At 63.4% G+C, this 25,100-nt stretch carries 23 protein-coding genes; 6 read left to right on the plus strand and 17 right to left on the minus strand.

From position 1 onward, the window contains the following. Positions 1-45 precede the first annotated feature (45 nt). Together ACI512_RS14655 and ACI512_RS14660 are read left to right on the plus strand one after the other, a co-directional pair. Complete coding sequence (locus tag ACI512_RS14655; protein WP_064052588.1) at positions 46-1,371, plus strand: ammonium transporter; 1,326 nt, start codon at positions 46-48, stop codon at positions 1,369-1,371. A 673-nt stretch (positions 1,372-2,044) separates the two neighbouring features. Next, positions 2,045-3,346 carry an IS4 family transposase gene (locus tag ACI512_RS14660; RefSeq protein ID WP_082893840.1) on the plus strand — a complete coding sequence of 434 codons (1,302 nt, stop codon included), beginning with the start codon at positions 2,045-2,047 and terminating at the stop codon, positions 3,344-3,346. A 321-nt stretch (positions 3,347-3,667) separates the two neighbouring features. Here ACI512_RS14660 and ACI512_RS14665 read toward each other — a convergent pair whose 3' ends face one another. From ACI512_RS14665 to ACI512_RS14705, 9 genes are all read right to left on the minus strand, one after another. Next, positions 3,668-4,603 (minus strand): bifunctional 5,10-methylenetetrahydrofolate dehydrogenase/5,10-methenyltetrahydrofolate cyclohydrolase, encoded by a 936-nt coding sequence (locus ACI512_RS14665; protein WP_043205171.1) that lies wholly within the window; start codon positions 4,601-4,603, stop codon positions 3,668-3,670. A 74-nt stretch (positions 4,604-4,677) separates the two neighbouring features. Beyond that, a complete protein-coding gene (locus ACI512_RS14670) occupies positions 4,678-6,357 on the minus strand; it encodes an APC family permease (RefSeq protein ID WP_012723555.1) in 1,680 nt (559 codons plus the stop codon). Positions 6,358-6,431: 74 nt separating this feature from the next. Continuing rightward, the gene (locus tag ACI512_RS14675; protein ID WP_236380199.1) at positions 6,432-8,741 is read right to left on the minus strand and encodes a DUF1989 domain-containing protein; all 2,310 of its coding nucleotides are present in this window, start codon (positions 8,739-8,741) and stop codon (positions 6,432-6,434) included. Positions 8,742-8,743: 2 nt separating this feature from the next. Further along, positions 8,744-10,111 carry an NAD(P)-binding domain-containing protein gene (locus ACI512_RS14680; protein WP_236380197.1) on the minus strand — a complete coding sequence of 456 codons (1,368 nt, stop codon included), beginning with the start codon at positions 10,109-10,111 and terminating at the stop codon, positions 8,744-8,746. 20 nt (positions 10,112-10,131) lie between these two features. After that, a complete protein-coding gene (purU, locus tag ACI512_RS14685; RefSeq protein ID WP_236380196.1) occupies positions 10,132-10,998 on the minus strand; it encodes a formyltetrahydrofolate deformylase in 867 nt (288 codons plus the stop codon). Positions 10,999-11,028: 30 nt separating this feature from the next. Further along, entirely contained in the window at positions 11,029-12,159 is a 1,131-nt protein-coding gene (locus ACI512_RS14690; protein WP_064052592.1) for an aminomethyltransferase family protein, read from the minus strand. A 30-nt stretch (positions 12,160-12,189) separates the two neighbouring features. Further along, positions 12,190-13,206, minus strand: coding sequence for a DUF3445 domain-containing protein (locus ACI512_RS14695; protein ID WP_236380195.1), 1,017 nt, complete (start codon positions 13,204-13,206; stop codon positions 12,190-12,192). Between the two features lie 11 nt (positions 13,207-13,217). After that, positions 13,218-14,147, minus strand: a complete 930-nt coding sequence (locus ACI512_RS14700) for a PDR/VanB family oxidoreductase (protein ID WP_236380194.1) — start codon at positions 14,145-14,147, stop codon at positions 13,218-13,220. Continuing rightward, complete coding sequence (locus ACI512_RS14705; protein WP_236380193.1) at positions 14,144-14,590, minus strand: dimethylamine monooxygenase subunit DmmA family protein; 447 nt, start codon at positions 14,588-14,590, stop codon at positions 14,144-14,146. Before ACI512_RS14705 ends, ACI512_RS14700 begins: the two co-directional genes overlap by 4 nt. Positions 14,591-14,840: 250 nt before the next feature. Between ACI512_RS14705 and ACI512_RS14710 the strand changes: the two genes are divergently transcribed. Genes ACI512_RS14710 through ACI512_RS14720 form a run of 3 tightly spaced genes read left to right on the plus strand, consistent with a single transcriptional unit; the run spans position 14,841 to position 17,256 of the window. Continuing rightward, positions 14,841-15,887 (plus strand): ATP-binding protein, encoded by a 1,047-nt coding sequence (locus tag ACI512_RS14710; RefSeq protein WP_046035770.1) that lies wholly within the window; start codon positions 14,841-14,843, stop codon positions 15,885-15,887. After that, positions 15,856-16,515 (plus strand): response regulator, encoded by a 660-nt coding sequence (locus ACI512_RS14715; protein ID WP_046035758.1) that lies wholly within the window; start codon positions 15,856-15,858, stop codon positions 16,513-16,515. Before ACI512_RS14710 ends, ACI512_RS14715 begins: the two co-directional genes overlap by 32 nt. Beyond that, complete coding sequence (locus ACI512_RS14720) at positions 16,516-17,256, plus strand: PAS domain-containing protein (protein WP_236380190.1); 741 nt, start codon at positions 16,516-16,518, stop codon at positions 17,254-17,256. A gap of 114 nt (positions 17,257-17,370) precedes the next feature. Here the strand turns inward: ACI512_RS14720 and ACI512_RS14725 are convergent, their stop codons facing one another. The 5 genes from ACI512_RS14725 to ribBA all read right to left on the minus strand — a co-directional run bounded on the left by ACI512_RS14725 (position 17,371) and on the right by ribBA (position 22,636). Next, positions 17,371-18,525, minus strand: coding sequence for an ABC transporter ATP-binding protein (locus ACI512_RS14725; RefSeq protein WP_012723566.1), 1,155 nt, complete (start codon positions 18,523-18,525; stop codon positions 17,371-17,373). A gap of 17 nt (positions 18,526-18,542) precedes the next feature. Next, on the minus strand, positions 18,543-19,352 hold the full coding sequence (locus tag ACI512_RS14730; RefSeq protein ID WP_010567348.1) for an ABC transporter permease: 810 nt from the start codon (positions 19,350-19,352) through the stop codon (positions 18,543-18,545). A gap of 6 nt (positions 19,353-19,358) precedes the next feature. After that, positions 19,359-20,276 (minus strand): ABC transporter permease, encoded by a 918-nt coding sequence (locus tag ACI512_RS14735; protein ID WP_064052598.1) that lies wholly within the window; start codon positions 20,274-20,276, stop codon positions 19,359-19,361. Continuing rightward, on the minus strand, positions 20,273-21,298 hold the full coding sequence (locus ACI512_RS14740) for an ABC transporter substrate-binding protein (protein WP_012723568.1): 1,026 nt from the start codon (positions 21,296-21,298) through the stop codon (positions 20,273-20,275). The genes ACI512_RS14735 and ACI512_RS14740 overlap by 4 nt, the downstream gene beginning before the upstream one ends. A gap of 228 nt (positions 21,299-21,526) precedes the next feature. Next, entirely contained in the window at positions 21,527-22,636 is a 1,110-nt protein-coding gene (gene ribBA / locus ACI512_RS14745; RefSeq protein WP_231807832.1) for a bifunctional 3,4-dihydroxy-2-butanone-4-phosphate synthase/GTP cyclohydrolase II, read from the minus strand. A 69-nt stretch (positions 22,637-22,705) separates the two neighbouring features. On the opposite strand from ribBA, the gene ACI512_RS14750 reads away from it, so the two are divergent. Then, on the plus strand, positions 22,706-22,999 hold the full coding sequence (locus ACI512_RS14750) for a DUF1330 domain-containing protein (RefSeq protein ID WP_012723570.1): 294 nt from the start codon (positions 22,706-22,708) through the stop codon (positions 22,997-22,999). A 140-nt stretch (positions 23,000-23,139) separates the two neighbouring features. On the opposite strand, the gene ACI512_RS14755 is transcribed toward ACI512_RS14750, so the two are convergent. The 3 genes from ACI512_RS14755 to ACI512_RS14765 form a co-directional block, all read right to left on the minus strand. Beyond that, the gene (locus ACI512_RS14755; protein ID WP_012723571.1) at positions 23,140-23,703 is read right to left on the minus strand and encodes an NUDIX hydrolase; all 564 of its coding nucleotides are present in this window, start codon (positions 23,701-23,703) and stop codon (positions 23,140-23,142) included. Between the two features lie 2 nt (positions 23,704-23,705). Continuing rightward, the gene (locus tag ACI512_RS14760; RefSeq protein ID WP_012723572.1) at positions 23,706-24,458 is read right to left on the minus strand and encodes a GntR family transcriptional regulator; all 753 of its coding nucleotides are present in this window, start codon (positions 24,456-24,458) and stop codon (positions 23,706-23,708) included. A gap of 144 nt (positions 24,459-24,602) precedes the next feature. Then, positions 24,603-25,088 carry a flavin reductase family protein gene (locus ACI512_RS14765; protein WP_012723573.1) on the minus strand — a complete coding sequence of 162 codons (486 nt, stop codon included), beginning with the start codon at positions 25,086-25,088 and terminating at the stop codon, positions 24,603-24,605. Positions 25,089-25,100: the final 12 nt, after the last annotated feature.

A 25,100-nucleotide genomic window follows, 5' to 3' on the forward strand; every position in this document is an offset into this window, starting at 1 on the left:
CACTACACCCAGGTACTTCCCATTTCTTTTGCAGGAGCTTTGAACATGGTCAATCGTCTTCTTGGCAAATCCCTCTTCGGTGTATTAGTGGCCGGTGCCTTTGCACCCTTGGCGTACGCCGCTGATGCACCCACCTTGAACACCGGCAGCACCGCCTGGATGGTCACCGCCGCCGTGCTGGTGCTGTTCATGTGCTTGCCGGGGCTTGCGCTGTTCTACGGCGGCCTCGTCCGTGCGAAAAACATGCTTTCGCTGTTCACCCAGTGCTTCGGCATCGCCGGGTTGGTGGGCGTGCTGTGGGTGATCTACGGCTACAGCATGGTGGTCGACACCACCGGCATGGTCGAAGGGCAGGTGACCTTCAACAGTTTTGTCGGCGGCCTCAGCCGCGCCTTCCTGGCGGGCATGACCCCGGAGAGCCTGGTGGGGGATATTCCGGAAGGGGTGTTCGTGACCTTCCAGATGACGTTCGCCATCATCACCCCGGCCCTGATCGCCGGCGCCTTTGCCGAACGCATGAAGTTCTCGGCGGCGCTGCTGTTCATGGCCATCTGGTTCACCCTGGTCTATGCCCCGGTGGCGCATATGGTCTGGGGCGGTTCGGGGGCCTTGATGCATAACTGGGGCGTGCTTGATTTTGCCGGCGGTACCGCCGTGCACATCAATGCCGGTGTGGCCGCGCTGGCCGCGTGCCTGATCCTCGGCAAGCGCAAGGGCTACCAGAACACGCCAATGCCTGCGCATAACCTCAGCCTGACCATGGCCGGCGCGGCGATGCTCTGGGTCGGCTGGTTCGGCTTCAATATCGGCTCCGGTGGCGGCCTCAGCGGCACCTCGGGCATCGTCATGCTCAACACTCAGTTGGGCGCCTGCGCCGGGATTCTTGGCTGGATGTTCACCGAGTGGTTCAAGGTCGGCAAGCCGAGTGCCCTCGGCCTGGCCAGCGGTGCGTTGGCCGGGTTGGTGGGAATTACACCGGCGTGCGCCTATGTGGGCGTCGGCGGTGCGTTGGCCATCGGCTTGCTGTGCGGGGTGTTCTGTTATTTGAGCGTGACGGTGTTGAAGCGGCGTTTCGGCTACGACGACAGCCTTGACGTGTTCGGCTTGCACGGCATCGGCGGCATGATCGGCGCGGTGTTGACCGGTGTGTTCTGCGTACCGTCCATGGGGGGCCTGGTGGAAGGTGTGACCATGGGGGGGCAGGTGGTTGCCCAGCTTAAGGGGGTGCTGCTGACCACGGTGTACTGCTTTGTGATCAGTTGGATCATCCTCAAGGTGGTCAATGCCCTGGTCGGGTTGCGTGCCCATGAGTCGGTGGAGGAGATGGGGCTGGACCTGGCCGAGCATAACGAGCGGGCCTACAACCACTGATCATTTTCCCTGAGTTAACGCAGCTCAACATGTGGGAGGGGGCTTGCCCTTATGCCAGTCAGTTAAGGGCGAGCACTGTACCTGTGGTGAGGGCGCTTGCTCCCGCCGGCGGCCTGACAGCCGAGCGGCATCTAACGGTTAGACCGCGATCCAAATGTGGGAGGGGGCTTGCCCCCGATAGCTGTGTGTCAGTCGATTCATCAGGTGACTGATTCAGCGCCATCGAGGCATCGGTATCTACGGCACTCTGGCTATGGCGCTGAACCTGTGGCGAGGGAGCTTGCTCCCGCTGGCGGCCTGACAGCCGAGCGGCATCTAACGGTTAGACCGCGATCTAAATGTGGGAGGGGGCTTGCCCCCGATAGCGGTGTGTCAGTCGATTCATCAGGTGACTGATTCAGCGCCATCGGGGCCTCGGTATCTACACCACTCTGGTATGGCGCTGAACCTGTGGCGAGGGAGCTTGCTCCCGCTGGCGGCCTGACAGCCGACCAGGATGCTGGAGTGGAATGAGTACATATCCGTTGCTGCGGTAACGGCTGCTTATGGTTTCGCTCTTACAGCCATCCCTTTCAAGGTCTTTAGTAAAATCCCCTGAAATTTCATTCAGGGGTACCGAAAGATGTGGGCCGATGTTCTAGCGCGTTTCGAGAAAAAAGCACCTGCGAGCGTCATGGCCAAGTTGGCGCTCGAACAGGCTATTGCCCCTGAGTGGGTCGATCAGGTTTTCGAGGAGCATCGGCAACGGCAGTATTCTCGTGAGCTACTGTTCTCGACCATCATCAAGCTGATGTCCCTTGTTTCATTGGGCTTGAAGCCATCCCTGCACGCCGCCGCGCGGCAACTGGAAGATCTTCCTGTCAGCTTGGCGGCCCTTTACGACAAGATCAGTCGTACCGAGCCTGCTCTGTTGCGTGCCCTGGTTACCGGCTGTGCACAGCGCCTGACTCCAACCATCAGAGAGCTGGGCTGCACGGCGATGCTGCCGGGTTGGCAAGTTCGGGTAGTGGACGGTAATCACTTGGCATCCACTGAGAAACGCTTGGGGGCTTTACGTCAGGAGCGCGGCGCTGCTCGTCCCGGTTTTTCGGTGGTGGCCTACGACCCCGACCTGGATCAGGTCATCGACCTTCAGGCGTGTGAGGATGCCTATGCAAGCGAGCGCGTTTGTGTGCTGCCTCTATTGGCCAATGCCGAGCCAGGCCAAGTGTGGCTGGCTGATCGACTCTATTGCACGCTCCCGGTTATGGAGGCTTGTGAGCAGGTCCAAACCTCCTTTGTCATTCGTCAGCAAGCCAAGCATCCACGCTTGATTCAAGAGGGTGAGTGGCAAGAGCCAGTGCCTGTGGAAACAGGCACTGTGCGTGAGCAGATAATTCAGGTCAGAGGCGGTTACCAATGCCGGCGTGTCGAACTGACCCTTCATTCCCCAACGGACTCGGGTGACAGCAGCTTGATGTTCTGGAGCAATCTCCCCCAGAGCGTCAGTGCACAGCAGATCGCCGAACTCTATCGCCGCCGCTGGAGCATTGAAGGTATGTTCCAGCGACTGGAAGCAATCCTGGAAAGTGAAATCGAAACCCTTGGCAGCCCAAAGGCCGCCTTACTCGGGTTCGCTACTGCGGTATTGGCCTACAACGTCCTGGCCGTCCTCAAACGAAGCGTCGAGCAAGCTCATCGGGGTACCCAGCCTGAAGGATGGGAGGCCTCGATCTATCACTTGGCGATTCAGGTTAGAAGTGGTTATGAGGGAATGCAGATTGCGCTGCCCTCGGAACATCTTCCCGTCATTGCTCTGGAAAAACTGGCCCGGCGCTTACTGGAGCTGGCTAGAAACATCCAACCAAAACAAGTGGCGAAAAGCCCCCGCGGCCCCAAGGTGCCTAAGCCCAAAACATGGGTCCAAGGCACTGCGGTACATGCACATGTTTCAACCGACCGGGTAATCAAGGCTGCCAAAACGAAAAGACCTTGAAAGGGATGGCTCTTACAGCGACTCACTTTTGGAGAGGCCCAAAAGTAAGCAAAAAGCCTTCGCCCCACCACTCGGCACCTCGCCTAGGCTCGGTGTGCCCGTAATCCGACATTGATTTGGGGGGCCGCCGCCACGCGCCATCCATGGCGCGGGGCGGCTAAACCGGCATCCCTGCCGGTTTACCCCCCAAATCAATATCGAATTCCGGCCAGCGTGGTTGACGGGGCGCCTGAGATCAAGAGCTAAAGCAAGATCAAGGGCGGCTCGCTTCGCATCGTGGTTACCGTTGTGGATACCTATGCGCCGACAGCGGTCTGTCAGTCAGCTTGGTTGTAGCTGAGCCACGGCCATCGGGGGCAAGCTCCCTCCCTCATTTGCCTTGCTGCGTTGCAGCTGGCTCGCCACCAGGGTGTTCTTCAGCAAGTAGGCTATCGTCATCGGCCCCACACCGCCGGGCACTGGCGTGATCGCGCTGGCCACGGTGCGTGCGCTGGCGTAATCCACATCCCCCACCAACCGCGTGCCGGTCTCGGTCGTGATGCGGTTGATGCCCACATCGATCACCACTGCGCCGGGCTTGAGCCAACGGGCATCGATCAACTGCGGTCGGCCTACGGCGGCGACGACGATGTCGGCCAAGCGGCACAACGCCGGTGCATCGACGCTGCGCGAGTGCACCACGCTGACCGAGCAGTTGGCTTGCAGCAGCAAGGTCGCCATGGGTTTGCCGACAATGTTCGAACGACCGATCACCACCGCGTGCAAGCCGCTCAAGTCGCCGCAGGTTTCGTGCAGCAGGCGCATGCAGCCGCTGGGTGTGCAGGGCGTGAGCACCTCGATGCCTTGCACCAGGCCGCCGACGTTTTCGCGGTGGAAGCCATCCACATCCTTGATCGGGTCGATCGCGTGGATCACCGCCGCTTCGTCGATCTGCGCCGGCAGCGGCAATTGCACCAGGATGCCGTTGACCGATGTGTCGGCATTCAACTGGGCAAGCAGGTCGAGCACCTGCGTCTGGCTGGCATCCTCCGGCAGCCGGTATTCCAGGGAGCGAATCCCGACGTCCTTGGCCCGCAGCAGTTTATTGCGCACGTAGACGTGGCTGGCCGGGTCGTCGCCCACCAGCAATACTGCCAGGGCCGGGTAGATCTGCTGTGAGGCAAGCAGCAGGACCTCTTCGCGAACCTCATCGAGCACCCGCGCAGAGATGGCCTTGCCGTCAATATCGCGGGCAAGCGTGGGGAGAGAACTGGTCAAAAGCGTCACCGTTGTCTGGGGGAATCAAGGCGCTGAGGGACAAGAATCCCTCAGCCATAGGCAGGCCAGAAGGCTCAGGCTACCAGTTGATGGCAGGCATACACCACCAGTACACCGGCGACCAGCGTGGCATAGGGCAGCCAGCCGGCGCGGCGTTGGCCGTCATCGGCCTGGATATACAGGTCAGTGAGCATGGCGGCGGGGAAGCGGCCCTTGTCCTGCACATAGTGGCGGTAGCAGAACACCGGCAGGATCAGCAGCGCCAGCAACAAGCCGGTGACCAGCGTGCCCGCGCCCCAGATGTCCGCGCCCAGGCCCATGCAGGCCAGGTTGACGAAACTCAGCACGCCGCCGGCCGCCAGCAGTACGGTGGGGGCTTTGTACGGGCGCACCCAGTCGGGGCGGTCAAGGCGGTGGATCCAGCCGGCATTGAGGTTGAGGAAGTTGAAAATGATGTAGCTGACGTTTGAAGCCGCAAGCACGAATACGTAGTCCGACATCAGCAACAGCAGCAGGTTGAACGACAGGTCGGTCCACATCGCCGCCGTCGGCGCGCCATGTTCGTTGGTGCGCCCCAGGTACTTGGGCAGCCAACCGTCCACCGACGCCTGGTACAACGTTCGCGACGAGCCGGACATCGAGGTCATGATCGCCAGCAACGTCGCCAGCACCAGCATGATCAATACGATATTGGCCACCACCTTGCCGCCGCCGATGCTGTCGGCCATCACCTGGCCAACGCCCATGCCGCTGTAGATCGCCGGCGAGAGCAGGCCGCTGTACACCGCGGGCGTGACGACTGCGCCGCTGGCATCGAGCACCGCTGGCGTCACCAGTTGCCCCAGCCCGAGGCTGCCTTGAAACGCCAGCGGCACCAGGGTGAACACCAGGATGCACAGCAGGCCGGCGTAGAAGATCGCCTTGAAGGTGTCGCGCTTGGGGTCCTTGAATTCGCGGGTGTAGCACACCGCCGTTTCAAAGCCGTAGGTGGACCACGCCGCCATGAACAGCCCGCCGGCCATCAATGACCAGCCGGACATATCCCATGGCCCATCGATGACTTGCCCGGCTGCGTCATGGGCCAAGGGGTACAGCGGCAGGAAGTTGGCCTGGGTCGCATCCCCGGTGAACAACGGCACCACGCCCACCAGCAGCAGCGGAATCAACGAGGTGACGCCGAGCACCAGGGTCAGTCGTGCCGAGCGCAGGATGCCGCCGTGCTGCACGGCAAACACCGTGAGCAAAATCAACAAACCAATGGCGAACGTCGCGTTGATGCGCAACGACAGACCGCTTTTCACCCAGCCCAGGTCCAGCAGCGTCAGTTGCCAGGTGTTGATCAACGCATCGGCGGGAAACAGCGCCGTGAGGATATACCCCGCCGCCAGCCCCGAACCGATGGACAGCACCGGTGACCAAGCCAGCCAGTTGCACCACACCGACACCGGTGCGATCAGTTTGCTGTAGCGCACCCAGGCCACCGCGCCGTACACCGAGGCGCCGCCGGATTTGTGCGGGAACAGCCCCGCGATCTCGGCGTAGGTGAAGGCCTGGATAAACCCGAACAGGATCGACACGATCCACACGATCCACGCCGGTTTGCCCACCGTGGCGGCAATCGCACCGATGGAGAACAACACCAGCGCGGGTACGCCACTGGCGACCCAGAATGCCCCGCGCCAATCGATCTTGCGGTGCAGGCTGCCCACCGAGCCGGCAGCCTGCGGTACAGCCTCGAACGTCGTCGCTTCCATCTTCGTATTCCCATGTCTGAATAGCGGTTAGGTTGGGGCAGTCAAAATGCGCTGGCACTCCCGTTTCGGGACGATCAGCTGCGCACCCGGCTTTTGTCCGGGTCGTAGAAAATCGCGGCGCTGACCGTGGCGCTGATGCGCTTCTGCAGGCCATCGACTTTGCCGATCTCAAGTTCAGTGCCGGGCTCGGCGCAGCTCACGTCGACCCGGCACAGCGCGATATTGCTGGCCAGCAGCGGTGAGCGGCAGGCACTGGTGATCACCCCGACCTGGGCGCGGCCCTGGTACACCGGGTCGCCGTGGTGGGCGACCTCGTTGCCGCTCAGGTGCAGGCCGACCAGTTTGTGGCTGGGGTGGGCGCTGCGCCGTAGCAGGGCGTCGCGACCGATAAAGTCATCCGTCTTGCTCTTGAGCGGCACGCTGAAACCGATACCGGCCTCGAACGGATCGGTCTGGTCGCTGAACTCGTAGCCGGCGAAAATCAGCCCGGCTTCGATGCGCAGCAGGTCCAGGGCTTCCAGGCCCAGGGGCACCAGGCCCAAGGGTTGGCCGAGTTGCCAGATGCGGTCCCAGACCTGTACGGCGTCTTCGGGCTGGCACCACACCTCAAAGCCCAGTTCGCCGGTGTAGCCGGTGCGCGAAATCATCAACGGGCAGCCGTCGAAACTGTCCAGCCGACCGACCAGGAAGCGAAACCAGCCGAGGGTCTCCACACTCGGTTGCGTGGGCGGGGTCCAGACCATCTGCTTGAGCAGCTCGCGACTCAGCGGCCCTTGCACCGCCAGGTTGTGAATCTGATCACTGGCCGACTTGACCCACACCTTCATGCCCAGTTTCTGTGCCTGCTCGCGCAACCACACGCCGGCGTAGTCTTCGCCGCAGATCCAGCGGAAGTTGTCCGGGCCCAGGCGCAGCAGGGTGCCGTCGTCGAGCATGCCGCCGTGGGCGTGACACATTGCCGAATACACCACCTGGCCCACCGCCAGGCGCCGTACGTCGCGGGTCAGGCAGTACTGCAACAGGGCTTCGGCGTCGGGGCCGATGATTTCGAATTTGCGCAGGGCGGTCAGGTCCATCACCGCCACCCGTTCGCGGCAACCGAGGTATTCCTCAGTCACGCCGTAACCGTCGTAGCGCAGTGGCAGCCACCAATTGCGGTAGTCGGTGAAGCTGCCGGTGAGGGCGCGGGTGCGTGAGTGGAACGCGGACTCACGGGTGAGGATCGGGTCGGCATCCGCCGTGGTTCGAGTGCTCATGGCGATGGAAAAACGCTCCTTCTCGCTGTAGATGCGGACATGGATATCGGTCGGGTTCCAGCCGTTGGCCGGGTCAATGTCATCCGGGCACGAGGTACTGCCGCACAGCAGGTCGTTCATGGCCCGCAGCAGCACGTAATCGCCGGGCCGCGACCAGGGTTCATCCAGGGTCATCTGCTGGTGCGCATCGATGCCGGTGTTGAAGAAGAAATTGATCGCCGGCCAGCCGTTGCGCGCCTGCACGCCCTGGGGCGCAAGGACGCGGCTGAGGTTGTCGCTGCAGTTGTCGTGCCCGAAATAGCCATGGGTTTCGTAGTAGCGCGCCGCGCAGGCCAGGGCGAATGAATCGTGGCGCCCGACGGTGTCTTGCACCACCTCCAGCATCGGTTGCATATGGCGGTCGAAAAACTTCGAGAACAGCCCCGGTGCCGGATACGCGCTGCCGTTCAGCGTGCGCGTGACGGTCTGGTCCAGGTCCAGTTCCACGCCGCGATCCAGGGCTCGCCGGTCGAGGGCGACGAAGTCCGAACACTGGCGGCCCGCGACGTCCAGCACCTGGATGTACTGCCCCTTGGCGACGGTGTAGCTGTGGGCCGTGCCCGCGCGCAGGGTGAATTCGTCGAGTACATCGCCCAACGGCTCGGGCAGGGCGGGCACCAGCAGCGACGACGGGTTGGTCCGCGTCACTATCAGGCGCAGCTCGCTGGGCCGGTATTGCCGGTCGACGGCCGTAGCCTCGGCGGGGGCGGCGACAATCACCAGCAGCGCGTCCTCGGCGACAAACTGCCGGCTGTGGCCGGGCGGGCTGTCGGCGTCCCATAGCGAGGCGGCCAGCGGCAACGCCTGTGCGTCGATGCCGCGCCGCTGGAGCGCCTGGCCGATACGCCCAGGTACACGGCACGCCGTTGACGCGTTCAGCCCCCAGCTTGCCAGCGCGCTGCGACCGCCAGCGTCGAGGGCCAGCAGTGTGCAGGTTTGCCGGCCTTCGACGTCGATCACGTGCAGGCCGTCGCCGGGTTGCAAGTCGACCAGGGTCACACCGCCGGCGGCCACGCGGTAGCGTTCCAGGTTCGGCGCGCGGGCAAACAGCCCGGGTTCTCGGGGATGGGAAACACGGGGTGCATTCATCATCAGCCGACCGACTTGATGGGGGTCGTGGGCTCTCCCAAGTAGGCCGCCATCGAGTCATCCAGAGCCTGCAACCACGGCGTGTGGTGCGGCGGCGACTGGGTGCCGGTCATCAGCGAGCGATAGGACTTGTCGCGATAGCCCATGATGTTTTCCGCCTTGTCGTGCTTCCAGTGCAGAAAGGTTTCGTTGACGGCGGCGATGTCGAAACTCGGGTAGTCGGTGGCGTCCACCAGTTGCTGGATGTAGGCGCCCTGGTACTCGAACATCTGCTGGTTGGTTTCCAGGGCCTGTTCCCGTGCGTGCCACGCTTGGCTGTCGGCGACCATATCAGCGTGGCCGGGCAGTGGTATGCGCCCGAGGATCACATCGCGGGCATACCAGGCCTGGGCGTCGAACATGTTGAAGGAGTACCACTGGTCCTGCATGCCCAGGTAGATCAGGCGGGGGTTGGGTTCCCAGAACACGCCCTTGTAGAGGTTCATCGGCCACAGGCGGTTGTCGGTCTTGAGGCTCAGTTCGTCCGGCAGGAACGGGAAGTGGTGCTTGTAGCCGGTGCACAGGATCACCGCGTCGATGTGCTTGCTGCTGCCATCGACAAAGTACGCGCGGTTGTTTTCCAGGCGCTGGAGCAGCGGTTTTTCTTCCCAGTTATCCGGCCAGGCATAGCCCATGGGCGCGCTGCGGTAGCAACTGGTGATGCTGCGCGCGCCGTATTTGTAGCATTGCGAGCCGATGTCCTCGGCCGAATAGCTGCTGCCGATAATCAGCAGGTCCTTGTCCTTGAACTCCAGCGCCTCGCGAAAATCGTGGGCATGCAGGATGCGCCCGGCAAACTGTTCGAAGCCGTCGAAGTACGGCACCTTGGGCGTGGAGAAGTGGCCGCAGGCGTTGATCACATAGTCGAATGCTTCGCAGGTCAAGGTGTCGCTGGTGTAGTCGTGGGCGTAGAGGGTGAAGCGCTGGCTCTGTGCGTCGAAGGTGACTTGGCGCACCACATTGTTGAAGCGGATGTAGTCGCGCACGCCGGCCTTTTCCACGCGGCCCTTGATGTAGTCCCACAGCACTTCACGCGGCGGGTAGGAACCGATGGGCCGGCCGAAGTGCTCTTCGAAGGTGTAGTCGGCGAACTCCAGGCATTCCTTGGGGCCGTTGGACCACAGGTAGCGGTACATGCTGCCGTGCACCGGCTCGCCGTTCTCGTCGAGGCCGGTGCGCCAGGTGTAGTTCCACATGCCGCCCCAGTCCTGCTGTTTCTCGAAGCACACCAGTTCGGGGATGGCGGCACCTTTGTCGCGGGCCGACTGGAACGCGCGAAGTTGCGCCAGGCCACACGGGCCGGCGCCGATGATTGCAACACGTAGGGTCATGAGCGTGCCTCCTGAAGGGTTCAGCGAAAGATCACTGTCTTGTCCTGGTTGATGAACACCCGGTGTTCCAGGTGGTATTTCAGGGCTTTGGAAAGGGCCACGGTTTCGGTGTCACGGCCGATGGCGACCAGCGAGTCGGGCAAGTGGGTATGGTCGACGCGCTGGATTTCCTGCTCGATGATCGGGCCCTCATCCAGGTCGCTGGTGACGTAGTGGGCGGTGGCGCCGATCAGCTTGACGCCACGGTCATAGGCCTGGTGGTAGGGCTTGGCGCCCTTGAAACCGGGCAGGAACGAGTGGTGGATATTGATCGCCCGGCCCGACAGTTGCTGGCACAGGCCGTCGGACAGGATCTGCATGTAGCGCGCGAGCACCACCAGGTCGGTCTGGGTGTCTTCGACGATGCGCATCAGCTCGGCTTCCTGGCGGGCCTTGGTGTCCTGGGTGATCGGCAGGTAGATGAAACGAATGCCTTCGCGCTCGGCCATCGCCCGCAGGTCCAGGTGGTTGGAGACCACGGCGGTGATGTGCATGTCCATCTCGCCCTTGCGGTGGCGGTAGAGCAGGTCGGTGAGGCAGTGGTCGAACTTGCTGACCATCAGCAGCACGCGGGTCGGTTGGCGTGAGCTGAACAACTGCCAGTGCATGTCGAAGCCACCGGCGAGGTCGCCGAGGCCGTTGCGCAGGGCACCGATATCGCCGCTCACGCCGGTGTTGAAACGGAACACCGCGCGCATGAAAAACTGCCCGGTGAACTCGTCGTCGAACTGCGCCAGCTCGCTGATGTAGCACTGCTGTTGGGCCAGGCACGCGCTGATCGCGGCGACAATCCCGGACGCCGCCGGGCAGGTGATCTTGAGGATGTAATGTTCGCTGGAGGCGTCCATCGAAGGCTCCTGAATTGCGTGAAGGAAGGCTCAGCCCTTGGCCGTGCGCTTGGTTTTTTGCGGGTCATCGAAGGGCAGGGCGTGGGTGCTGGCGCTGGCCTCAAGGCTGCCGCGAACCTGCAAGGCAATACCGGGTTCGGAACAGGCGACGCTCATGCGCGCGATGGCCATCGAGCGTTTGCTCAGGCGCGAATACATGCCGCAGGTGATCACGCCGACTTGCTGGTTGCCTTGCCACAAGGTGTCGCCAGCCTCGGCGGCGCGGACGCCCTCAAGCAGCACGCCGGTGATCTTGAAACGCTCCTGGCCGCGCAGGCGCAGGTGTTCTTCGGCGCCACGGAAGGCGTGCTTGCCCGGGGACACGGTGAAGTCCAGGCCCATTTCCCAGAGGGTGTCGCCGGCCTTCTGGTCGGCGAAGGGGTACATCTGCGAGTTGTCGTAGGGGAAGAACATCAGCGAGCTTTCCACCCGCAACCAGTCCAGGGCGGTGAAGGCGCAGGGGATGATCCCCAGGCTCGCCCCTTGTTCAAGGATGCTGTCCCACAGGAACGGCGCATCGGCGGCCTTGCAGAAAATCTCGTAGCCGCGCTCGCCGGTGTAGCCGGTGCGGGAGATCATCACTGGGCGGTCGAACAGGCGGGTTTGCAGGTGATGGAAGTACGCCAGTTGGCGGATGCCGGGCACGTGTTCGGCGAGGAAATCCACCGCCAACGGACCTTGCAGCGACAGGTCGTGCAGGTCGTCATCGAACAGCACCGCCACTTGCCGGCCCTGGGCCGAGCGCACGAGCATTTCATGCCCGGTGCCGGCGCCATGTACCACCATGAACGCGTTGGGGCCGGTGCGGTAGACGATGCAGTCATCAACGAACTTGCCGTCCTCATCGAGCATCGAGGCGTAGACCGATTTGCCGGGGTAAAGCTTAGCGATGTCGCGGGTGGTGGCCCACTGCAACAGGCTCTCGGCGTGGGGTCCCACGTAGTGGACTTTTTTCAGCCCCGACACGTCCATCAACCCGGCGCGGGTACGGATCGCCTGGTGGTGGTCGGCGAGGTCACTGCTGTAGGTCCAGGCAGTGCCCATGCCGTTCCAGTCTTCGAGGAGGGAGCCGAGGGCGCGGTGCCGTTCGGCCAATGCAGAAATACGCCATGAGTGGGTCATTTGAGGTTCCTTGTCGTAGAAGAGGGGGCGTCAGGCCTGTGGGTCGAACTGGCTCAACCACTCGACCAGCGTGTGGCGGTAGCGGGTCATGCCCTTGTAGTCGGCGATGGGGTCGGGCAGGTCGCGCAGCACGCGGTGCAGGCGACAACCCCAGCCGGGTTGCGTGACCAGCTCGTCCAGGCTGATCAGGTAGGTACGGATGCTGAACATCACCGCGTGGCTGCGCGGCAGGCGCGCCATCACTTGCAGCTCGACCCGCAGGTGTACCTGCTGCCCGACGTTCTCGGCGGTGATCTGGCCGCGATCGGCGCCCCATTCATGGAAGGTTTCCGGCGACGAATCCAGGCGCGGGTTGATGGTCAGGGTCCAGTTCAAGCGCCGTACCGGCTGGCCGACCTGCAAATTGAGCAGGTACTTCAGTGCGCGCTCGAACACGCCCATCTGATGGGCCATGGGCACCGGTGCGTGCCATTGCTTGAAACTCATGCCGGCGTCGAACGCCAACGACCAGTCGGCCGGGCTGGTGACCAGGCCGGCGTCCATGTACAGGTCGCCGTCGCGCTGGTCGAGCAGGGCGAAATCCCCCTGCACCTGGCGGCCGATGTACTCCAGCGGCGCGCAGGGCAGGCTGGTGGCATCGCCGAAGATGAAGGGCTGGTCGATGTCCAGCAGGTGGTTGCGCCACTGCCAGCGCTCGCCGTCTTGCACCAGGCTGAACCACTGCGGGTAGTCGGTAGCCAGGTGCTCCATGAGCATCTGCAGTGCATCCCAGGCGGCCACTTGCATGTGTGGCATCACTAGGTAGCGGCGCGGGTCGTTGTCCAACACCAGGGCGCGCTCGGCCATTTCCGAGCGGTAGTGCTCGTCGATGTCGAAGGCGTGCTCATAGATCGAGCCGGGGTCGCGGGAGATGGCCGGTTCGATGTTCACCGAGTACAGGTAGCTGTCCTCGATAAAGGGAAAGGGAAAACGGCGTATCGCTGCCGGGCTGTTGCGAAAACTGAAATCGTCGCGATAGCTCAGCACGTGGCTCGTTTGCAGGGGCATGGCACTCACTCCTATAGGTCCAGCGAAACGCAGGGGCCGCTGCCGCGCGAGACGCAGGGCATCAGAAAGTCGGCCTGCTCGGCCGGGCTGAGGAAGCTGTCACGGTGTTCGATGGCGCCGCCTTGGTGGCGCGTGATGCACTGCCCGCAGACCCCGCCACGGCACAGGTTGGGCACTTGCAGGCCGGCCTGTTCCAGGGCTTCGAGCAGGCTTTGCTCGGCCTCGACCCGCAGTCGTCGGCCGCTGCGCAGCAGGTGCAGGTCGAATGGCTGGCCGGGTTGTGCGCCCTTGAAGGCTTCCGAATGCACGCGCTTGAGCGGCCAGCCGAGGCGGGCGGCGTGTTGCTCAACCGCCTCGAGCAAGGGCTGCGGACCACAGGTGTAGACGTGGCTGCCCAGCGGCCGGTTGCCGAGGATTGGGTTCAGGTCCGGGCGCCGGTCGTAGGTGTGCAGGCGCGGGCCGAGGCGCTGTTGCAGCTCGTCGAGATAGGCGTCGCTGAGGCCGCGGCGGAACAGGTAATGCAGTTCGAAGTCGGCCTGCTGTTGTTCCATGGCGGCGATATAGGCCATGAACGGCGTGATCCCGATCCCGGCGGCGATGAGAATATGCAGGCGCGCGGTGCCATGGGGTGCGAACAGATTGGCCGGCGGCGAAATCTGCAAGGTGTCGCCGACCTGCACCTGCCTGTGCAGGTACTGCGAGCCACCGCGCGAGGCGTCTTGCAGGCGCACGGCAATGCGATAGTGCTGGGGGTGCGCCGGGTCGCTGGTGAGTGAATAGGCGTTGCGCACCGTGCCTTCGGCCAGCGGCAGGTGCACCTGCACATGGCTGCCGGGCGAGAAGCCGGGCAGGCTGCCCGTGGCGGGCGTCAGGGTGAATTCGCGAACGACGGGCGTGAGCATGCGTGCTGCGCTGACCTGGACGTTGAGGGCCGCGCTCATGGCTGGAACCCCGCGTAGGGCTGGTCAGGGTTGATGCACACGCCGAGGTACGCCCCCAGGCGCCGGGAAAAATGCGTGCGGACCTCCAGCCCGACGTGGCAGCCGATGCAGTTCAACAGCGGCGCCTGCCCGGCCGCCTGCGTCAGGCCGCAGTGTGCGCAATACACCTGGCGCAGGCCCGGCGTGGTGCAGGTCATGTCGATCTCGTCGTCTTCCAGGCCCGCGGCACGGGCCTCGCCGTGCACACGCCAGATAAAGGCTTCGTCGCCCAGCAGGTAAAGCCGGCAACCCACGGTGGCGCTGGCCAACGCGTGTTGCAGGCGCCGCGCAAAGTCAGGGTGTTCGCCGTTCAACAGCACGGGCATGTGCAGTTCGCTGATGAACGCTGCGCGGGCGGCGGCGGATTGCATCACCACGATGGGGCGGCTTTGGGTGGGCGTCATGCGGGCTCTCCACGGTGCGTTTTTGTTTCCTGTTGGGAGAGATACTTTCCTATGGGGAAAATCTTCTCAATCTGGAAAAAGGGCTATGCCTTTGGAGATAAGCCTTGTGCGCCGGCCATTCGGGGCATGGAAGTTGCTGGGCTTCTTGACCACGCAGAGCAACCGGACGGGGAGTTATCAAAGAGTGCTGACACGACCAAAAGGCTGGCCGCTCTGGTTGGGGCCTGTACGCCCCGAACAGGCGCGCAGCGTGCGCAGGTTGTTGGCCGGGTTGCCCCTGCACGCTGACGGTGCCTTGTCGGGTTTCCTGGACCGTTTCGACGCACTGCTGCCGCCTGCCAGGCTTAACCTGATCCTCGGCGGCGAAGACCTGGGCCCGACGCGGCGAGGGGCGGTCGACGGCTGCCAGGCCGTCGCGCGTTGCCCCTGGCGCGACGCCAGCGTGACGGACGCTCCTCAAGCCTGCGGACCTTGCCGGCAAAGGGGCGTGCACCGTCTGGTGTGCGCTTTGCCCGAGGGTGAAAAGGGCGCATTGCTGCTCGACACCCCTCGGCGGGCCGGTGCCAGTTGGCGCCGGATACTGGAAGAGGCGGCGCAGGCGGTGGGCGTGACCGTACGCCTGCGCTGCCACAACCGTGAGCAGCAGCGCAAACAGGCGACTTCCCGCCACGGCGCCCTGGCCCGTGAGCTGCACGATTCGGTAGCGCAGCAGTTGGGCTACCTGTCGTTCCAGGCCCATGGCTTGCAGTCGCAACTGGGCGAGCCGGCCCTGCAGGACCTGTGCACCGGCCTGAGCCAACTGCAACGCCAGGTGCGCGAGCTGATCACCAGTGCGCGCCTGACCATGGACGGGCGCTCGCTGCGCCAGGCCCTGGCCGACTCGGTCGCGGAGTTCTCGCGGCGTTGCATCATTGTCTTCGAACTCGACAACCGCCTGGCCGACGACGCCCTGAGCCCGGAAACCGAATTGCAGATCCTGCAGATCATCCGCGAGGCCCTGACCAACGCAGTGCGGCATTCCCACGCGCGCCACGTGCGGATCGAACTGCGCCAGACCCAGGAGGGCGACGCCTCGGTGTCGGTGGAAGACGATGGCATCGGCTTGATCCCGGCCTGCGACGAGCACAACCATTTCGGCCTGGCGATTATCCGCGAGCGCGCCGCCAGCATCGGTGCACGGCTGAGCATAGAGGCGATCCGCCCGCACGGGGTGCGTGTGCACCTTGGCCTGCGTCGCCACCACGATCTGCCACAGGGGAGTCTCGATGGACTGCACGACCTTATTACTGATCGATGATCACCCGTTGTTTCGCAAGGGCCTGGCGCAGTTGTTCGATGCCAGCGGCGACTTCGAAGTGGTGGGGCAGGCGGCCAGCGGCCGCGAGGGCATCAACCTGGCCGTGAGCCTGACGCCGCAACAGGTGCTGCTGGATTTGCACATGCCCGGCCTCAGCGGTTTGCAGGTACTGGACGAACTGCGCCAGTTGCGCCTGGATTGCCAGGTGGTGGTGCTCACCGCCTCCATGGATCGCGCCGAGTTGCTCACGGCCTTGCGCCTGGGTGCCAGCGGTTATGTGCTCAAGGAAACCGAGCCGGATGCGTTGCTGGCGTATATGCGCAACTGTCACAAGGGCGCGATCGTACTGGACTCGACCCTGATTGCCTTGCTCGCTGACCAGGCTGAGCCATCGCCGTCGTGCGACCCCATCGACAGCGGCAACCTCACCGAGCGCGAAGGCCAGACCCTGGCGCTGATCGCCGCCGGCATGAGCAATAAACAGATCGGTCGCGAACTGGGAATCAGCGACGGCACGGTGAAGATCTACGTGCGCAGCCTGTTGCAGAAACTCGGCCTGCATTCGCGCCTGGAACTGGCGGCCTGGGTGCACAGCGGCGCCTTGATGAAACACGAGGAGCGCCACTAGATGAGGGACAGCCCCGAAGCATTTGCGCCGCCGCCCATGGACGTGATGGATTGCTTTCCCGCCGCTTTAGTGCAACTGCGCGACAACGGCCACATCGCCCACTCCAACCTGGCCTGGGCCGCGTTGATGGGCCCGCACAGCGCGGAGCGTAACCTGATGGACTACGTGCACCAGGAAGACCGCCCGCTATGGCGCCAGGCCTTGAATGAACTGCGCCGCCGCCCCGACACCTCATTCAACCAGCGCCTGCGTTTTGTGCACCCCAGCGGCGAATTGCGCTGGTTTGACATCAGCCTCAAGCGCGGCCCCCAAGGCTTCTACCTGGTGGCGGGCGACGTCACCGCCCACAAGCGCCGCGAAATCGCCTTGCAGGCCAGCCAGCGCAGCAGCATGAGCTTGCTCGACAGCATGCCGGGCCTGATCTATCGCGGCCGCAACAACCGCGACTGGACCATGGAATTCGTCAGCGCGGGCTGCCTGCAACTCACCGGCTACCCCGCCGAGCGCCTGGTAGACAACCATGAGTTCACCTACAACAGCCTGATCCTGGCGCAGGATGCCGACTATGTGTGGCGCGAGGTGCAATACGCGCTGTCACGGCAGGAGCCGTTCGAACTCAACTACCAGATTCGCTGCGCGGATCAGTCGATCAAGCAGGTGTGGGAGAAGGGCGTGGGGATCTATGCCGATACCCGCGAAGTGCTGGGGATCGAGGGGGCGATTTTCGAGCGCAAGAGTTGACGGATAAACGCACTTCAAATGTGGGAGGGGGCTTGCCCCCGATGAGGGAGTGTCAGTGAATGCATCTTTAACTGACACAACGCTATCGGGGGCAAGCCCCCTCCCACATGGGATTCAATGCGCGCCAGCGGCCTTGTTCAGGTCGCTTTCAGCCCACTCCGTATACACACACGCATCCGCCGTCGCCCAGCGCACACGCACCGGGTCGCCGGCCTTGAGCGGCATGCCGGCAGCGGACAGCGCCTTGACCGTCATCGACGTGCCGCCCAGGGTTTTCACGGTGCAGGTCTGGCTTTCGCCGAGGAACAGCACTTCACCGACAATCGCCGACACTTCATTCCAGCCCGCCGCCAGCGGTTGTTCGGCGGCCTGTTCGACGCTCAGCGCCAAGGCTTTTTCCGGGCGTACCATCAGCAGCACATCCTGCTCGGTGTGCAGCCCGGTGGTCAGGCGGATCGACAGCGCCTGGCCTTCGAACGAAGCCACTGCGTTGCCCTGGGCCTTGAGCTTGAGGAAGTTGGAGTTGCCGAGGAACGAGGCGACAAACGCGTTCGGCGGGTTCTGGTAGAGGTCGAAGCCGCTGCCCAGGCCGACAATCTTGCCGTGGCTGAAAATCGCGATGCGCTGGGACAGGCGCATGGCTTCTTCCTGGTCGTGGGTCACGTAGACGATGGTGATGCCCAAGCGTCGGTGCAGCTGGCGCAGTTCGTCTTGCAGGTCTTCACGCAGCTTCTTGTCGAGGGCGCCGAGGGGTTCGTCCATCAGCAGGATGCGTGGCTCGTACACCAGCGCGCGGGCGATGGCGACCCGTTGCTGCTGGCCGCCGGACAGTTGCGAAGGGCGGCGATGCGCAAATTGCTCAAGCTGCACCAGCTTGAGCATGGCGTCGACGCGCTTTTCGCGTTCGGCGCTGGCCAGTTTGCGAATCGCCAGGGGGAAGGCGATGTTGTCGCGCACCGACAAATGCGGGAACAGCGAGTAACGCTGGAACACCATGCCGATGTCGCGCTTGTGCGGCGGCACGTTGACCAGGGATTGACCGCTGACCAGGATCTCGCCGCTGCTTGGCGTTTCGAAGCCGGCCAGCATCGACAGCGTGGTGCTTTTGCCCGAGCCGCTGGAGCCGAGGAAGGTGAGGAATTCGCCGTCCTGGATGTCCAGCGAGATGTTGTCCACGGCAGCGAATTCACCGTAGTGCTTGTTCAGGTTGCGCAGGCTGACCAGGGGTTGGCCGTGGCTCTGTGCGACATCGTTGATCACTGCACTCATGTTCTTCTCCTCGGCGCTCAGGCGCGGGTTTCGGTACGCCGGCGAACGGCGGCGGCAATCACCATGACCAGCACCGAGAGGCCGATCAGCAGCGTCGACGCGACGGCGATCACAGGCGTCAGGTCCTGGCGCAGGGTGGTCCACATTTTTACGGGAAGGGTTTGCAGGGTAGGGCTGGCCATCATCACGCTGAGCACCACTTCGTCCCACGAGACCAGAAAGGCGAACAGTGCGCCGGCCACCATCCCCGGGCGAATCGCCGGGAAGGTCACCTTGAACACGGCCTGCAAGCGCGAGGCGCCGCAGATCACCGCCGCGTCTTCAATCGACTGGTCGAACAGCTTCAGCGAGTTGATGATCGAGATGATGGTGAACGGCAGCGCAACGATCACATGGCTGACCACAAACGCGAACATCGTGCCGGTGTAGCCGAGCTTGAGGAACAGCGCGTACACCGCCACGGCGATGATTACCAAGGGCACGATCATCGGCAGGGTGAATAGGCCGTAGAGCAATTCGCGGCCGGGGAAGCGCCCGCGCACCAGGGCAAACGCGGTAGGCAGGCCCAGGGCGACGGCGAATACAGTGGTCAACACGGCCACCTTGAGGCTGGCCATGGCCGCGTTCATCCAATCGGCGTTGGAGAAGAACTGGCCGTACCATTTCAGCGTCCAGCCGGGCGGTGGGAACACCAGCCATTGCGACGAGCCGAACGACAGCAGCACGATAAACACAATCGGCAGCAGCAGGAACAGGCCAATCAACCCGGTGGTGGTGTAGAGGCCCAAGCGCATCCTGCGGCTCATGGCATTGGGGGTCAGGAGCATGACGGCTTACCTCGCGTTGCTGGCGCCAACCGGGGATTCCGGCTGAAGCTTCAGGTAGAAGTAGAACAGCACCAGCGTGATGAAGATCAGCAACGCGGCGCCGGCACTGGCCAGGCCCCAATTAAGGAACGATTGCACCTGCTGGATGATGAACTCGGGCAGCATCATGTTCTGCGCACCGCCGAGCAGCGCCGGGGTGACGTAGTAACCGAGGGACATCACGAACACCATCAGGCCGCCGGAAAACAAGCCCGGCCGGCACAGCGGCAGGAAGACGCGGAAGAAGTTGGTCCACGGGCTGGCGCCGCAGATCGAGCCGGCCTGCAGGATCATCGGGTCGATGGCCTGCATGGTCGCCTGCAACGGCAGCACGATGAACGGGATCATGATGTAGCTCATGCCGATCACTACGCCCGTGAGGTTGTGCACCATCTCCAGGGGCACATCGATGATGCCCATGGCCATCAGCGCCTTGTTGATCACCCCGGAGGCTTGCAGCAAGACCAGCCAGGAGTAGGTGCGGGCGAGCAGGCTGGTCCACATCGACAGCAGCACGATGTTGAGGATCCAGCGCCCCCAGCCGCGTGGCACCAGGGTGATCGCCCAGGCCAGCGGAAAGCCCAGCAGCAGGCTGAACAGGGTCACCAGGCCCGCCACCGAGAACGTGTTGAGCAGCACGCGGGCATAGGCCGAGTTGGCGAACAGCTGTTCATAGTTGCCCAGGCCCGGCACCGGCTCCAGCACGCCGCGCAGCAACAGGCCGATCAGCGGCGCCAGGAAGAACAGGCCGAGGAACAGCAGGGCCGGGATCAGGTTGCTCGACCCCCGCCAGCGCTGCGCGAGGGACGGCGCCCCGGCCTTGGCCGAAACCGCGCCGGCAGCGCCGAGGGCGCTCCCGGTCGGTGTGGTTGCCGTCATTTTCATTTGACTAGCCATTCATTCCACCGTGTCGCAATGGCCGGGCCGTTCTTGGCCCAGTAGGCGAAATCGAGGGTGATCTGGTCCTTGACGTAGGCAGTCGGCAGGTTCGGCGCGAGCACCGAATCCAGGCGCTGCACGCTGTCGATGTTCACCGGTGCGTAGGCGGTCAGGTTGGAAAAATCCGCCTGGCCCTTGGCGCTGCTGGCATTGGCCAGGAATTTCATCGCAGCCGCTTTGTTTTTCGAACCTTTAGGCACGACGAGGATGTCGGCCATCACCAGGTTCTGCTTCCAGCTCACGCCCACGGGCGCGCCGTCTTCCTGCAGGGCGTGGATGCGACCGTTCCAGAACTGGCCCATGCTGACTTCGCCGGAGGCCAGCAACTGTTGCGACTGCGCGCCGCCGCCCCACCACACGATGTCTTTCTTGATGGTGTCGAGTTTCTTGAAGGCGCGGTCCAGGTCCAGGGGGTAGAGTTTGTCGGCGGGGACGCCGTCGGCCAGCAGCGCCAGTTCGAGCACGCCGGGGCTTGGCCATTTGTAGAGGGCACGTTTGCCGGGGTAGGTCTTGGTGTCGAACAGCGCGGTCCAGTCCTGAGGCTTACCGGCGCCGAGCTTGCCTTCGTTGTAGCCGAGCACGAAGGAGAAGAAGAACGAGCCCACACCATGGTCGGAGACGAAGCGCGGGTCGATCTTGTCGCGCTGGATCACCGAGAAGTCGAGGGGTTCGAGCAGGCCTTCGGCGGCGGCGCGCAAGGCGAAGTCGGCCTCCACATCCACCACATCCCACTGCACGTTGCCGCTTTCGACCATGGCCTTGAGTTTGCCGTAGTCGGTGGGCCCATCCTGGACCACGGTAATGCCGCTGGCCTTGCTGAACGGGTCGGCCCAGGCCTGCTTCTGCGCATCCTGGGTGCTACCGCCCCAGCTCACGAAATTGACGCTTTCGGCTGCCAGGGCCGCGTGAGTGGCCGTAGCCAATAAACCCGCGAACAGCACCGCGGTTGCACGTTTGTTCAACACCATTTTCACGCCCTCATTTGTTTTGTTATTGAGCGGGCTTGGTAATGCCCGCCTATCGGGAGCAGTAGGTCCATCGGGAGCCTCTAATCGAGACCCCAAAAGGCGACCGTGCCAAGGGCTGTTATTGGTGCTCTCCCTGGCGGGCGCACTTGGCAGAAGCGTTCGGTCTATGGAATATCATATTATGGTATTCCAAACTTTGTGCAAGCATTTTGCCTTACCGGTTATCCGTCATTCGGTGAAGGGAATGCTCTCGATCACCTCCAGGTCGTAGCCGGTCAGCCCGGCGTATTTGAGGGGTGGGCCGAGGTGACGCAGCTTGCCGACGCCGAGGTCCTGCAAGATCTGCGCCCCGGTGCCCACTTCAGAATAGATGCGCGACTGCGAACGGTTGAACTGGCGCGGCGCCTGGGTCAGTTGCGGCACGCGTTCCAGCAGCGCCTGGGACGACTCATGGTTAGCCAGCACCACCACCACGCCGCTGCCTTCAGCGGCGACACGTTGCAGGGCCGCCCACAGCGTCCAGTTGGACGGGCCGCTGTAGTCGGCACCGACCAGGTCGCGCAGCGGGTCGATCACGTGCACGCGTACCAGCGCAGGGGTATCGCGGCGCAACTGGCCCATGACCATGGCCATGTGGACGCCGCCGTCGATGCGGTCTTCAAAGGTGATCAGGCGGAACGTGCCGTGCACCGTCGGCAGGTCGCGTTCACCGATGCGCACCACGGTGCGTTCGGTGCTGAGGCGGTAGTGGATCAGGTCGGCGATGGTGCCGATCTTGATGCCATGCTTGCGCGCGAAGATTTCCAGTTCCGGGCGGCGGGCCATGGTGCCGTCGTCGTTCATCACTTCGACGATCACCGACGCCGGGGTGTGCCCGGCCAGGCGCGCCAGGTCGCAGCCGGCCTCGGTGTGGCCGGCGCGGGTCAACACGCCGCCGTCCTTGGCGCGCAGCGGGAAGATATGGCCCGGCTGCACGATGTCGGCCGGCCCGGCGTTGATATCGACAGCCGCTGCCACGGTGCGCGCGCGGTCGGCGGCGGAGATGCCAGTGGTCACCCCAGTGGCGGCTTCGATGGACACGGTAAACGCGGTGCTGAATACACTGCCATTGCTTGGCACCATCTGTTCCAGGCCCAGGCGCTGGCAGTGTTCGTCGGTGAGGGTCAGGCAGATCAGGCCACGGGCTTCGCGGGCCATGAAACTGATAGTCTCGGCGGTGCAGCAGGCCGCAGGCAGCAGCAGGTCGCCTTCGTTTTCCCGGTCTTCGTCGTCCACCAGGAGCACCATCTTGCCTTGGCGGTAGTCTTCGATGATGTCTGCGATGCTGTTGAAGGACATGGAGAGTGCTCGATTTGTTGGTTGTATGTATTATGGTATACCACAAAAATTCAACAAGAGGATGTCACGATGAAGGCCTACTGGATTGCCCATGTGGATGTGTCTGATGCAGAGCAGTACACCCAGTACACCCAGCGCGCGCCGGCGGCGTTTGCAAAGTTTGGCGGGCGGTTCCTGGCCAGGGGCGGGCGCAGCGAGGCGATGGAAGGCGGGCCGTCACGGCAGCGTAATGTGGTGATTGAGTTTGAGAGCTATGAGCAGGCGGTGGCCTGTTACGCGTCTGCTGAATATCAGGAGGCGAAGGGGCACCGGGAGGGGGCAGGTGTGGCGCAGATTATTATTGTGGAAGGGCTGGCACCCTAGGTCATCAGGCCGAACATGGGCCAAATGTGGGAGGGGGCTTGCTCCCGATAGCGGTAGTTCAGTCACTTCATGTATTGACTGACACACTGCTATCGGGAGCAAGCCCCCTCCCACATTTTGATCCGTGTTTGGCCGTGCGGTCAGCGGATGAAATGAATCTTGCCGCTGTCATCGTTGCCGATATAGATGCCATACACCCCAGCCTGGCGTTCCTCGATATAACGCTCGAGGATCTGCCGGATCGCCGGGTAGTAGATGCTGTCCCAGGGAATCTCCTCGGGCGCGAAGAATTTGTAATCCAGGGTCTCCGGCCCGAACTCCCCGGTGATCTCCAGCGCGATGGCGCGGAAGATGATGTAGACCTCGCTGATCCTGGGCACGCTGAAGATCGAGTAGGGCGATACGATCTCGGCACGTACGCCGCTTTCTTCCCACACTTCACGCAGCGCGGCCTGTTCGGTGGTTTCGCCACCTTCCATGAAACCGGCAGGCAATGTCCAAGTGCCGGGGCGGGGCGGAATCGCGCGTTGGCACAGCAGGTATTTGCCGTCCTGCTCGATGATGCAGCCGGCGATGATCTTGGGGTTGATGTAGTGGATATAGCCGCAGCCCCGGCACATCAGGCGCTCATGGGTATCGCCCGGTGGCAGCTGGTGACCGAGGTCACTGCCGCCGCATGTCGGGCAAAAGCTGGGGCTGGCCAAGGTCAGTGACCGATGCGCGGTTCTTTCAGCGCGATGGGCAGGGTGATTTCCGGAAGCTTGCCGGTTTCTTCCTGTTTGCGCTTGAGGTAGTCCAAGGCCACGGCGGCGGCGGCGCGCACGTGATCGACGCAGGCCTGGTGGGCGGCCAGCGGGTCGCCGCTCTTGATCGCCTGGACCATGCGTTCCATTTCCTGGTTGCTGGTGCCGCGACGGTTTTCCTGGGACACCGAGGTGGCGCGCAGGTAGCTGATGCGGGCCTGCAACTGGCGCAGCTGGGTGGCCGCCACATGGTTGCCCGAACCTTCGAGCAGCACGTCGTAGAAGCCCTGCACCGAGTCGATGACTTGTTGCAGCTCGCCGTCCTTGAGGGCCTTGCGGTTTTCTTCAAGGGCTTTTTCCAGGGCCTTGATGTCCTTCGCCTTGGCGCGCAGGGTGAACAATTGCACGATCAAGCCTTCGAGCACGCACCGCAGTTCATAGATGTCGACGGCGTCGGCCAGGGTAATGATCGCTACCTGCGGGCCCTTGGCGTCGGCGAATTCCACCAGGCCTTCGGACTCCAGGTGACGCAAGGCTTCGCGTACCGAGGTGCGGCTGACCCCGAGGCGGTCGCACAGGTCGCGCTCCACCAGGCGGTCACCGGGCAGCAGTTGGAAGTTCATGATGGCGCTGCGCAGTTTTTCCAGCACGATTTCGCGCAGGGTGACCGGGTTGTGATTGACCTTGAAGCTGTCGTCGAGGGGCGCGCGTTTCATGGGGTCTGCTCTGAATTTAGCGGTTAACTGGAGGCCTCGGCCGGCCGGGGCCGATTGAGGGCCGAAAATCGTGCCCAAGTTTATCATGCTGCGTTCTTTAAGCGACAAACCCTCATGGCGCCCTCCCTCTGCCCCCGGCGCGCCTCAGGCCAGGGTCGGCAGCGGGCCCAGCTTGCCCTTGTGGTAGATCATCGGCGTGACCGGTTCCTTGGGCAGGATCAGGTTCTTCACCGCGCCGACGATGATCGCGTGATCGCCGCCGTCGTATTCGCGCCACAGTTCGCACTCGATGATCGCCGTGGCCTTGGCCAGCAGCGGGTTGCCCAGCTCGCTCAGGTGCCACTCGATGCCCTTGGCCTTTTCCTTGCCTTTGCTGGCGAACGCATAGGCCTCGGCGGTCTGGTCGGCGGACAGCAGGTGGATCGCGAAGCGCTTGCTGTCGCGCAGGATCGGGTAGGTGTCCGACGCATAGTTGGGGCAGAACAGCACCAGCGCCGGGTCGATCGACAGCGCGCTGAACGCACTGGCGGTAATGCCGACGATGCCGCCGTCCGGGTCGAGGGTGGTGACCACCGTGACGCCCGAAGGGAACGAGCTCATGACGTCTTTGTAAATGCCGGGTTCGATCATGGTCGGGGTCTC

It is taken from the genome of Pseudomonas petroselini (genome assembly GCF_045037875.1).
GTDB lineage: Bacteria > Pseudomonadota > Gammaproteobacteria > Pseudomonadales > Pseudomonadaceae > Aquipseudomonas > Aquipseudomonas petroselini.